Genomic DNA, 11260 nt, shown 5'->3' with positions numbered 1-11260 from the left:
GCGGGGGCCCCCCCCGGCCGTGGCGCCCGCCCCCCCCCCGCCCCCCCCCCCCCCCCCCGCCCCCGGGGGGGGCCCCCCCCCCCCCCCCCCCCCCCCCCCCCCGGGGCCCGGGGGGGCCCCCCCCCCCGGCCGCCCCCCCCCGTCGTGGGTGGTACGTGATGGAAAGGACGCTCAGGCCGCGCGGTCGGTCCGCTCGTCGTGCCGCGCGGCGCCGTCCAGAGCGGTACTGCCCCGCGCGGGCCGGTACGACGGCGCGGGCTCGGTTGTCGTCGTGGAGCCGGCGCCGCGCATGGTCGCGGGTGCGGGTTGGGACACCCCGGCCTGACGCCACGAGAACCCAAAGGCGAGAGCGGGCACCACCTTGTTGGCCAGGGCGCACCCGGCCATGACCCCTGCCCAGGCCACGGGCACGGCGGCCAGGACGTCCAACGGGTAATGCGCGCCCGAGTACATGCGGGCGGCCCCGACGATCACCACGGCCAGCGTGCCGAGCAACGCGATCCGACGCCGTGAGGAACGGCGGGAGGCCACGAGACCCATGGCCAGCGCGATCGCCATGACCGCACCCGTGTGCGAGGACGGGAAGGACATGGAGCCGGTGACCGGTGCGAGGGCCTCTCCGCTCAGGAACGTGGGACGCGGCCGCTCCACGAACACCTTGACCAGACCCACGGCACCCCATCCGGCGAGGGCGGTGATGCCGAACCCGGTGGCGTCGAGGGGGCGGCGTCTGAGGACGGCCAGCCACCCGATGACGGCGGCGATGATCAATATCACCGCGCCGTTGGACAGTGCGTACTGCACCGCGGTGGCCACCGCGTCCAGAAGAACGTTGCGATGCTGGGAGAGCCCCTCGAGCAACGCGGTCTCCCCGTGGGTGATCTGCGGTGACAACACCACCAGACGCCCAAGGGTTGCCGTCAGCAACACCGTGACCAAGGGAACGGCCACTCGGTGACGCAACTGCGGCAACCGCCACGGGGACCCGCCCGGCGAGGGGGAAGTGTGCTGCGCCGGATAGGTCATGTGTCAATGGTGACACGAGACACTCAACGATTCCTGAAGTGGGCGTGTCGCACGCGGTGTGGCGTCCCAGACGCGGAGTTCCAGGGTGTTCCAGGGTCGGCGTCGCTGCGCGGGCGCACCGTGCCCCGCGGGCTGAGAACGAGGTTTCACGTGAAACACGTAATCCGAAAACACTTTTTTATGGTTGCATGATTTGATCGGAATATATTCGATGGAGATGCGTAATCCAGTCATGTGATTTTTCTTCCGCGGACACCGTCACGGGGCGCCCAAAAAGTTCATTTCCCGAATACTGACTACACTCAGCCCTCAAGAAACGTTCGAGAAGGGAAGAGACGATGGCGTCCACACCCCCACCCCCGCGCTCCACGCGAGAGTCTCGGGCGCAGGTCGGCCCGCCCTCCACACACCCGTCCTCGCCGCAGCCTGCCTCCGCGCAACTGCCCGCCCCGGGATCGCAGGCCGCACTGCGCCTGGCCAATCGCCGCAGGGTCGTGGACGCGGTGCGCGAGCTGGGTGCGGCGACCCAGGCGAGCATCGCGCGGGAGACGGCCCTGGCGCCGTCGACGGTTTCGTCCATCGTCCACGAGCTCACCGCGTGCGACCTGCTCGCCATGGAACCCGAGCACGGCGGGCGGCGCGGGCAGCGCGTGCACTTCAGTGAGAGCGCCGGCTACCTGGTGGGAGTGGACGTGGGCCACCGCCACGCGAGCGTGGCCGTGGCCGACCTGAACCTGGACGTCCGCGCGCAGCGGCGCATCGACCTCCCGGCCGGGCACCGCGCCGAGGACGTACTGACCGGGGCGCGAGAGATCCTCGACGAGTTGCGGACCTCGCTCGATGTCCCCGCCCAGCGCATCCTGGGCGCGGGGCTCACCCTTCCCGCGCCCGTGGACGCCGAGTGCCGCGGCCTCGGTTCGGAGGCCATCCTCCCGGCGTGGGCCGGGCTGAACCTGCGAGCGCTGGCCACCGGGACGCTGGGCTGTCCCACCGTGGTGGAGAACGACGCGAACGCCGGGGCCGTGGCCGAGCACGCGCTCGGCGCGGGGCGTGGGACGGCCCACATGGCCTACCTCAAGCTCTCGCACGGCGTGGGTGCCGGGCTGATCCTGGGCGGCGGGCTGTACCGCGGGGCCACCGGGTCCGCGGGTGAGATCGGCCACGTGACGCTCGACGAACGCGCGGGGCTGTGCAGGTGCGGCAACCGAGGGTGCCTCGAGACCTTCGTGTCCTCCCAGACCGTGCTGGACGTCGTGGCCTCCTCGGGTCGGCGCGTGGAATCCGTGGGTGACGTGGTCCGGGAGGCACTGGCCGGCGATCCCGGATGCACCCGGGTGATCACGGACACCGGGCGGTTGATCGGCGGCGCCGTGGCGCAGCTGTGCAATGCGTTCAACCCGGAACTCGTGGTCGTGGGCGGGGAGCTCGCGCGCGCCGAGGACCTGCTGCTCGATCCCGTGCGGGACGCAGTGCAGCGCTACGCGGTGCGCGGTTGCGTGTCCGGGCTGCGGATCGTCACCGCGCAACTCGGGGCCCGGGCGCACCTCATGGGTGCGCTCATCCGTGCGCGGGCCGAGACGTCCCTCCCCGTTTAAGACGTCCGGGGCGCGCCGGCCGCCGCAAACGACACGCGGGAAATTTGTCTTCGACTCATGGACATTTTGTGATATGGGTCCTACCCTGGGTTCACTGTCCTTCCCCGGCAGCTGCCCTCCCTGGTCCCACGAGCTGGTTCCAGGAGACGAAAACCCGCCTCGTACGGGCCCCTCGACCGGTACATCCCCGGAACGGGACGCATGATGCCCGGGAGCGGGAAGCGTTGAATTTCGATACAGCAAGGGAGCTGCGGGATGAGCCATCCAGCGCAAGCACACTCGCCGGAGCGTCATCAGACGAACACCGGCGCGGTCATTCGCATCACCACCGTGGCCGCGTTCGGCGGCCTCCTCTTCGGGTACGACTCCGCCGTGATCAACGGTGCGGTCTCCTCCATCCAGTCCACGTTCGACGTGGGTCCGGGGCCCCTGGGCTTCGCGGTGGCCGCGGCCCTCCTGGGCGCCGCCGTGGGTGCGTTCTTCGGTTCCCGCATCGCGGACCGCACGGGGCGCATCCCCATCATGAAGATCGCGGCACTGCTGTTCCTGCTCTCGGCGATCGGCTGCGGTTTCACGCAGTCCATCGAATGGCTCGTGTTCTGGCGGGTCGTGGGCGGTATCGGCGTAGGTGTGGCGTCCGTGATCGCACCGGCGTACATCGCGGAGGTCTCCCCCGCACACCTGCGCGGACGCCTGGGCTCCCTGCAGCAGATGGGTATCGTGCTGGGCATCTTCCTGTCCCTGCTCATCGACGCCCTGCTCGCCCACGGGGCCGGTGGCGCCGCCAACGAGATGTGGTTCGGGCTGGCCGCGTGGCGCTGGATGTTCCTGGTCATGGCCGTACCCGCCGTGCTGTACGGCATCGGCGCGTTCCTGATCCCCGAGTCGCCGCGCTACCTGGTCTCGGTGGGTCGTCCGGACGAGGCGCGCGCCGTCCTCTCCCGGATCCACGGTGACGACGCCGTGGACGCCCGCGTTTCCAAGATCCGCAGCACCGTGGACGACGAACGCAAGCCCCGATTCGCGGACCTGCGCGGTTCCATGGCCGGGCTCAAGCCCGTGGTGTGGGTGGGCATCGGCCTGGCCGCCCTGCAGCAGTTCGTGGGCATCAACGTGATCTTCTACTACTCCAACGTGTTGTGGGAGTCAGTGGGCTTCAAGGAGTCCGATTCGTTCACCATCTCCGTGGCCACCTCCGTGGTTAACGTGGTGGTGACCATCGTGGCCATCTTCCTGGTGGACCGGATCGGGCGCCGACCGCTGCTGCTCCTGGGCTCCGCCGGCATGGCCCTGTCCCTGGGTGTAATGTCCGTGGTGTTCGCGACTGCCACCAAGGTCATGGTGGACGGCCAGCTCACCCCCGAGCTCGGCCCCGTGGCCGGACCCGTGGCGCTGATCGCCGCCAACCTGTTCGTCGTGTTCTTCGGTGTCTCGTGGGGTCCGCTCATGTGGGTCCTGCTCGGTGAGATGTTCCCCAACCGCATCCGCGGCGCGGCGCTGGCCGTGGCCGGTGCGGTGCAGTGGATCGCCAACTGGGCCGTGACCGTCTCCTTCCCCTCACTGTCCAACTTCTCGCTGGGACTGACCTACGGCATCTACGCGTTCTTCGCGCTGGTGTCCCTGGTCTTCACCATCAAGATGGTGCGGGAGACCAACAACGTGGAACTCGAGGACATGCACGCCTGATCCCACTCTCCCCGTCCCGATGCCCCGGTTCGCGTTACACGCGCACCGGGGCATCGTCACACCGGGTTCACGGCCGTGATAACAGCTCGTCGCAATACCGGTAGGGGTCCGGTGTTCGGGTATTTTCAAGACAGATTTGCCGCTGCCCGGGCATCGGGGCCCGGGAAACACGACACATTCAACGACGAAAAGAGAGCCTCCCATGACGCAGCACACCGACTCCTCGACCTCAGGACGCAAGTCCGCGGGCCACGTGATCGTGGATTCCCTCGCGGCGCACGGGGTCGAGCGCGCCTACGTGGTTCCCGGCGAGAGTTACCTGGACGTCCTGGACGGGCTCTACGACTCCCCCATCGACACTGTGGTGTGCCGTCAGGAGGGTGGCGCCGCGTACATGGCGGAAGCGGACGGGAAGATGAACGACGTCCCGGGCGTGGCCATGGTGACCCGTGGTCCCGGCGCAGCCAACGCGCACGTGGGCCTGCACACCGCGTGGCAGGATTCCACGCCCATGGTGTTGTTCGTGGGACTCATCCCGTTCGAGCACCGTGAGAAGGAAGCGTTCCAGGAGTTCGACCCGCATCAGTGGTTCGCCTCCGGGGCCAAGCGCGTGATGGTCCTGGACCACGCGGAGCGGGCCTCCGAGTACGTGGCCGAGGCCATGTTCGCCGCGCGTTCCGGGCGTCCGGGGCCCGTGGTTGTGGGCCTGCCCGAGGACATCATCACCCGGCAAATCGAACCCACGGTGCACCCGGAGATCCCGGTGGCCGGCGGCGGGATGACCGTGGAGGACTGGAAGGCCCTCGAGTCCGCGCTCAAGGAGTCCCAGAAGCCCCTGTTCGTCTTCGGTGGTAACGATTGGACCTCGCAGGGCGCGCAGCATTTCACCGCGTGGCTCGAGGAACACCACATCCCCGCCGCCGCGGAGTGGCGCTGCGAGGGCACCGTCCCGTTCGACTCCCCCTCGTACGTGGGACCTATCGGTTACGGCCGCCCCAAGCCCACCCACGATCTGCTGGAGGAGACCGACCTGCTGGTGTTCGTGGGCACGGTCCCCGGTGATGTGATCACCAACGGCTTCCTGGTGCGCCAGGACTGGACCAAGAAGAACTTCATCGTGACCATGGACCCCTCCATGCGCGGGCGTTCCGGCGCGGTGACCTACCAGATCGTGGCCAAGCCGGACGTGTTCGTGCGTGACCTGGTGCGCATGAACCTGCCCGTCTCGGACGTGTGGCGGAACTGGTGCGCGCGGATGCGTCAGCAGCAGGTGGATTTCTCCACCCCCAAGGACGCCTCCCCCGCGGACGGCCCGGCCTCGATGGACACCATGATGGCGAACCTCGTTGCGACCCTCCCCGAGGACGCCATGGTCACCTTCGGCGCGGGCGAGCACACCAACTGGGCCCACCGCTACTTCCCCACGAACGGCTACGCGTCCATGATCTCCGCGCGCAACGGCTCCATGGGTTACTCGATCCCCTCCGCCGTGGCGGCGTCCCTGAACTACCCCGGCCGCCGCGTGATCTCGATCGCCGGGGACGGCGAGTTCCTCATGAACGGCCAGGAACTCGCGACCGCCGCGCAGTACGGCGCCACTCCCCTGGTCATCGTGATGGACAACCAGGAGTACGGCACCATCCGTACCCACCAGGAACAGCACTACCCGGGTCACGTCTCCGGGACCCAGCTGAAAAACCCGGACTTCGCGGCCATGGCCACGGCGTTCCACGGTTTCGGCGTGCGTGTGGAGCGCGAGTCCGAGATCCCCGGGGCGCTTGAGCAGGCCTACAAGGCGATCGACGAGGACCACACGTTCGCGTTGATCCACCTGGTCGTCCAGCAGCGCAACAAGGCATACTGATCCCGATATAAATACTTGTCACGACGCCGCGTCGCCCGTCCCCAGGGAGGGGCACCGCGGCGTCGTCGTCCGTTCAGGACACGCGCGCGAGGATCACCGCAAGGGGTGGGCGGCCTGATCCCGGTACATCCGCCCGACGACGACCGCGACCACGCCGAGCGTGGGGGTCAGCAGTGCGACGCCCCAGAAGATCGCTTCCGGTGACAGCACCTGCGAGACGGGTCCGGCCACGGCCATGGAGATGGGCATGAGGGACAGCGAAACGAAGAAGTCCAGGGACGAGATCCGCCCCAGCATGTGCCCGGGCACCCGCCGTTGCAGGAGCGTGCCCCAGATGACCTGACCCGCGCCACCCGTGGCCCCGAAGATGCACAGCGCCGCCGCCATGACCCACCACGAGTCGGTGCTACCCACCAGACCGAACGGCAGGGTGCCGAAACCCCACAGCCAGATCATGGTCGTGAGGTACTTGCGGGGCAGTTGCACTGATGCCATGATGCTCGAGCCCACGGCCGTGGACACGCCGTACAGCCCCAGCATGGCGCCGTAACTCGCGAGCGATCCGCCCAGCCGGTCCACCACCAGGAACGGGACGAGCACCTCGAGCGGGCCGATGAACAGGAACACCGCGCTCATGGCCCACAAGAGCGTCCACAGCAACCACGGGGTGCGCACGCAGTACCGGAACCCGTCCACAAGATCGCGAAGGACGGAGGGCCGGGCGGTGTCCACCGCAGGGATCGGTCCGGTGACCTCGCGCTCCGGGATCCGTAACCGCAGCATGAAGGACAGCGCGATCGCGTGGCACACCGCGATCGCCAGGACGGACGCCCCCGGGAGGGCCAGGCCCGTGAGGGCCCCGCCCACCGCGGGCCCGGCCGCGATCTGCAGCAGGGGGCGGGCCGTGCCCTCCACGCCGTTGGCCGCGAGCAGCTGATCGGGCGGCAGGATCCTGGGCAGGGCCGCGGAGTAGGCGGGGTAGAAGAACCCCACGGTGCCGGCGAAGACGAACGCGGCGAGCGCGAGGTGCCACAGCGCGAGGGTGTCGGTCCAGGTGAGGATCACGATGGTCAACGCCGTGACCAGGTTGGTGACCTCCACGCACCGCAGGATGAGTCCCAGGGGCAGGCGGTCCGCGGTGACCCCGCCGAGCAGCACGAAGCACACCATGCCCACCGCGCCGGCGGCCATAACGAGGGACAGTTGCACCGCGGAACCCCCGAGCGCCATGACCCGCGCCACGAGGGCCACGGCCCACAACCCGGAGCCGAAGACGCTCATGCACATGGCCACGGCGAGCACCGTGTACGCACGTGACGAGAACGGCCGCAGGGCCCGGGGAAGTTTCACCCGCACAGGTTACCGGTACGTTGTCACGGGGACCACACCGGTGCCATACGGTGAGGACGGAAGCCTGTCCGTCCCCGCCGTGGAGGAGTCATCGTGCGCGCAACCCATGTCCTCGAGAAGGGGACCATCCTGACCGAGCAGTGACCGGCCCCGGAGGCCACGCGGGCACGTGCGTGATCATGGGTGCGGGCTCCGCGGGCCTGTTCTTCCGCCAGGACGCGCTGCGCCGGGGCTTCGAGCAGGTGATCGTCTCGGACAAGCAGGAATCACGCTTGCGGATCGCCCGGGAGCTGGGGGCGCACACGGTCCGGGTCCCGGACGAGGAACTGGCCTCCGTGGCCGCCCAGTCCGAGCCCGGTCTCGTATCCTTCCACAAGGCCGTGCGCCGCATCCACGACGGCGAGGTGACCGTGGACTACTGCCTGGGCCCCGTATACCCGTTCGAGGAGGCCGGCGAGGTGCTGCGGATCGTCGAACGCGGCGGGGACGGCCACGTCAAGTTCACGATCGTCCCGTAGCACTCTCCTGCGGCCCCCGGTCCCGGAACCCCTTGAGGATCTGCAGGGCCACCGGGATCACCGAGATCACCACGATCAGGATCGCGATCAGGTCCACGTGGTCACGGATCAGCGGGATCCCGCCCAGCAGGGACCCGGCCACCACCATGATGGTCACCCACAGGAAGCCACCCAGGACGTTCCACCCCACGAAGCGGCGGTACGGGTGGCGCGCCGTGCCCGCCACGAGCGGGACGTACGTGCGGATGATCGGGACGAAGCGCGCGAGCACGATCGCCCTGCCGCCGTAGCGCAGGAAGAAGTCCTCCGTGCGGTTGAGGTAGGAGGTCTTCAGGAACCGGGCGTCGTCGGAGAAAAAGCGCCGGCCGAACCGGTTACCCAGGAAGTAGCCCACCTGGTCCCCCGCGACCGCCGCGATGAACGGTACCAGGATCATGAGCCACAGCGGGACCTGCAACGCCTCGTGCAGCAGTCCACCCGTGAACAGCAGGGAGTCCCCGGGCAGGAACGGGAACAACAGCCCCGATTCCACGAACACCATCAGGGTGGTCCCGGCGAGCGCCCACGGCCCCAGCTGCTCGAGCAGTTGGGCGGGATCGCCTAGCGGTGGCAGCTGCGGGATCAGCGTTCCCGCGGTGTGCAGCAGTTCAAGCGTCATGGTGACCCACTCTTCTCCTCGTGGGCCGGGTGCCGCGCACCACGGTCCTGTTCCTCCCCGGACGACGGCGCTCGCCCGGGGTAGCTCGTTCGTCCCGCGGTGTGCCCGCAACCGGGGTCGCGCGGGGCGCGATCACGGCTGCTGCGGCTTCACGAACGGGAAACTCAGGACGTCGCGGATGGTCGTGGCGGTCATGAGCATGACCAACCGGTCCAGCCCGATCCCCATGCCACCGGCCGGGGGCATGCCCACCTCCAGGGCGTCCAGGAAATCATTGTCCACCTGCATGGCCTCGAGGTCCCCCGCGGCGGCCTTGAGCGACTGCTCCGTGAGCCGGCGGCGCTGGACCACCGGGTCGGTCAGCTCGGAGTACGCCGTACCGACTTCCATGCCGTTGACCACCAGGCCCCAGCGTTCCACGAGCCCGCGCTCGGAGCGGTGGGGTGCGGTCAGCGGGGAGGTCTCCTCCGGGAAGTCGCAGTAAAATGTGGGGAACACGGTGTGCGGTTCCACGAGCTCCTCATAGAGGCTCTCGAGCACCGCCCCGGGGCCCATGCCCGGACCGATCTCCACGTCGTGCTGCGCGGCCACTGCGAGCAGGGTCTCGAAGTCCGACTCGATCGAGATCCGCCGTCCCGCCGCCTTGCTCACCGCATCCGTCACGGCGATCACGGGCCACGGCCCGGACACGTCGGTCAGCACGGGCACGGCGTCGGGGTTGTGCACGTCGTACAGGGGCAGCACTTGGGTACCGTGCAACGCCTGGGCCACCGTCTTGATCATCGTCTCGGTCAGCTCACGCATGACCGTGTAATCCGCGAACGGGTGGTACGCCTCGAGCGCGGTGAACTCCGGGTTGTGGGTCGCGTCCGCGCCCTCGTTGCGAAAGTTGCGGGCTACCTCGAAGATGGGCCCGCTGCCCGCCACGAGCAGTCGCTTGAGGTACAGCTCGGGTGCGATCCGCAGCGTGAGGTCCATCCCGTACGCGTTGATGTACGTGCGGAACGGGCGCGCCGAGGCCCCGCCGTGCACCGTGTTCAGCACCGGTGTCTCGACCTCGCGGTAGCCCTGCCCGGTCAACACGCGGCGCACGGTGTCCACCGCGAGCGAGCGCTGACGCAACAGGTCCATCCCGCGCGGGTGGGGCGTCAGACGGCCTGTTGCGAGGCCGTCACCGGGAGGCCGGCCTCGAGCCGACGCCGCCGGTCCGCCTTCTGGCGCTTGACACCCGCGAGCGCGAGGAGACCTCCGATCACGGCCAGCGCGGCCGCCACGAGGGCCGGGGAGCGGTAGCCGAAACCGGCGGAGATCACCGCACCGCCCAGCAGGGCCCCGATCGAGTTGGCCACATTGAACGCCGCGTGGTTAAGCGATGCGCCCATGAGCTGGGCGGGCCCCGCCGCCGTGATGAGCCAGCTCTGGATGCTGGGCATGATGAACGAGTTGGCCAGTGCCATGAGGAACCCGGCCACGAAGATCCCCACGGGGGATCCCGCGAGCGCCCCCACGAGCAACAGTGCCGCGGTGAGCGCCGGGAAACCCACGGCCATGGTGCGCCGGGCACTGCGGTCCGCGCTGATCCCGCCCAGGATGTTGCCCAGGGTCATGCCGATTCCCACGACCGCGAGCAACCACGGGATGCCGGCGCCGGACAGCCCCGCCAGCTCACGGCTCATCTGGGTCAGGTAGCTGTAGATCGCGAAGAACCCGCCGAAACCGATCCCCGCGATCCCCATGACGATCCACACCTGCGGCAGCCGGAACGCCCGCAGTTCACGGCGCCGGTTCGCTCCGACCACCCGGTCCTGGTGGGGGACGGTCAGCCACACGCCGATCGCAGTGACCGCGAAGACCACGGCCACCGCGACGTATGCCATGCGCCAGCCGTAGGCCTGACCGACCGCCGTCATCACGGGGACACCTACGACGTTGGCGACCGTGAGCCCCGATAAAGCAAGCGCCACACCCTTGGCCTGGTTCCCCGGACCCATCACGGTGGCGGCCACGAGGGACGCCAGACCGAAGTATGCGCCATGGGGAATACCCGCGAGGAACCGCATCACCAGGAGGGACTCGAACGTGGGCACGATTGCAGAGGCGAGGTTGCCCATGAGCAGTGCCGCGGCCATCACGAGCAGCATCGTGGTGCGGGAGGACTTCGCGGCGAAGAAGGAGATGACCGGGGCCCCGACCACGACACCTATGGCGTACGCGCTCACGAGCCACCCGGCGCGTGCGATCCCGGTCTCAGAGGACGCACCGTAGAGATCGGGCAGGAGGTTCTGGGCGATCTGGGGCAACAGTCCCATGGACGCGAATTCCGTGCAGCCGATGCCGAAACCGCCCAGGGCCAGGGCGAACAGCGCGAGTCTGCGACGGGCGGGGGTCAACTGGGACATGGACGCGCGACCTTTCGAGGATTCGCAGGTGGGGCTCCCCAGAGGGATGCGGGCGAGTGGCCGCAGAGGCCGTGGCGATCGGTCCGTGGCCTATTGACAGCGCACCGCGCAGGCGCTCGTAGCGGGTGAACCGCGCGGGCGGACCATTCGGGCAGCACCCGGGC

Annotated in this window: 8 protein-coding genes and 1 pseudogene; 4 read left to right on the top strand and 5 right to left on the bottom strand. The window is 69.0% G+C overall.

Going from position 1 to position 11260, the window contains the following annotated elements:
* Positions 1 to 171: 171 nt before the first annotated feature.
* A complete protein-coding gene (locus A5728_RS02355) occupies positions 172 to 1026 on the bottom strand; it encodes a phosphatase PAP2 family protein (protein WP_064845502.1) in 855 nt (284 codons plus the stop codon).
* 338 nt (positions 1027 to 1364) lie between these two features.
* Between A5728_RS02355 and A5728_RS02350 the strand changes: the two genes are divergently transcribed.
* From A5728_RS02350 to A5728_RS02340, 3 genes are all read left to right on the top strand, one after another.
* Positions 1365 to 2621, top strand: coding sequence for an ROK family transcriptional regulator (locus A5728_RS02350; protein ID WP_082943171.1), 1257 nt, complete (start codon positions 1365 to 1367; stop codon positions 2619 to 2621).
* A gap of 255 nt (positions 2622 to 2876) precedes the next feature.
* Complete coding sequence (locus A5728_RS02345) at positions 2877 to 4307, top strand: sugar porter family MFS transporter (protein WP_064845501.1); 1431 nt, start codon at positions 2877 to 2879, stop codon at positions 4305 to 4307.
* A gap of 202 nt (positions 4308 to 4509) precedes the next feature.
* Positions 4510 to 6171, top strand: a complete 1662-nt coding sequence (locus A5728_RS02340; protein ID WP_064845500.1) for a thiamine pyrophosphate-dependent enzyme — start codon at positions 4510 to 4512, stop codon at positions 6169 to 6171.
* Between the two features lie 93 nt (positions 6172 to 6264).
* Here the strand turns inward: A5728_RS02340 and A5728_RS02335 are convergent, their stop codons facing one another.
* Complete coding sequence (locus A5728_RS02335) at positions 6265 to 7521, bottom strand: MFS transporter (protein ID WP_156523346.1); 1257 nt, start codon at positions 7519 to 7521, stop codon at positions 6265 to 6267.
* A gap of 140 nt (positions 7522 to 7661) precedes the next feature.
* Between A5728_RS02335 and A5728_RS02330 the strand changes: the two genes are divergently transcribed.
* Positions 7662 to 8039, top strand: a complete 378-nt coding sequence (locus tag A5728_RS02330) for a hypothetical protein (protein ID WP_064845498.1) — start codon at positions 7662 to 7664, stop codon at positions 8037 to 8039.
* On the opposite strand, the gene A5728_RS02325 is transcribed toward A5728_RS02330, so the two are convergent.
* The 3 genes and pseudogenes from A5728_RS02325 to A5728_RS02315 form a co-directional block, all read right to left on the bottom strand.
* Positions 8023 to 8697 carry a DedA family protein gene (locus tag A5728_RS02325; RefSeq protein ID WP_064845497.1) on the bottom strand — a complete coding sequence of 225 codons (675 nt, stop codon included), beginning with the start codon at positions 8695 to 8697 and terminating at the stop codon, positions 8023 to 8025. The two genes, A5728_RS02330 and A5728_RS02325, sit on opposite strands and share 17 nt — an antisense overlap.
* Before the next feature lie 132 nt (positions 8698 to 8829).
* Positions 8830 to 9849, bottom strand: a pseudogene (locus A5728_RS02320) (amino acid--tRNA ligase-related protein); the annotation flags it as partial.
* Entirely contained in the window at positions 9846 to 11096 is a 1251-nt protein-coding gene (locus A5728_RS02315) for an MFS transporter (RefSeq protein ID WP_064845495.1), read from the bottom strand. The gene A5728_RS02315 and the pseudogene A5728_RS02320, both read right to left, overlap by 4 nt.
* Positions 11097 to 11260: the final 164 nt, after the last annotated feature.

It is taken from the genome of Kocuria sp. ICS0012 (assembly GCF_001665945.1).
In the GTDB taxonomy this organism is placed as follows: Bacteria; Actinomycetota; Actinomycetes; order Actinomycetales; family Micrococcaceae; genus Kocuria; species Kocuria marina.
The sequence above is the reverse complement of the archived record's forward strand: the minus strand, read 5'-3'. Positions and strand labels throughout refer to the sequence as shown.

What these genes read in the sequence shown, in the direction of transcription:
- A5728_RS02355 (WP_064845502.1), bottom strand. Translation starts at nt 1,026, where the DNA reads ATGACCTATCCGGCGCAGCACACTTCCCCCTCGCCGGGCGGGTCCCCG.
- A5728_RS02350 (WP_082943171.1), top strand. Translation starts at nt 1,365, where the DNA reads ATGGCGTCCACACCCCCACCCCCGCGCTCCACGCGAGAGTCTCGGGCG.
- A5728_RS02345 (WP_064845501.1), top strand. Translation starts at nt 2,877, where the DNA reads ATGAGCCATCCAGCGCAAGCACACTCGCCGGAGCGTCATCAGACGAAC.
- A5728_RS02340 (WP_064845500.1), top strand. Translation starts at nt 4,510, where the DNA reads ATGACGCAGCACACCGACTCCTCGACCTCAGGACGCAAGTCCGCGGGC.
- A5728_RS02325 (WP_064845497.1), bottom strand. Translation starts at nt 8,697, where the DNA reads ATGACGCTTGAACTGCTGCACACCGCGGGAACGCTGATCCCGCAGCTG.
- A5728_RS02315 (WP_064845495.1), bottom strand. Translation starts at nt 11,096, where the DNA reads ATGTCCCAGTTGACCCCCGCCCGTCGCAGACTCGCGCTGTTCGCCCTG.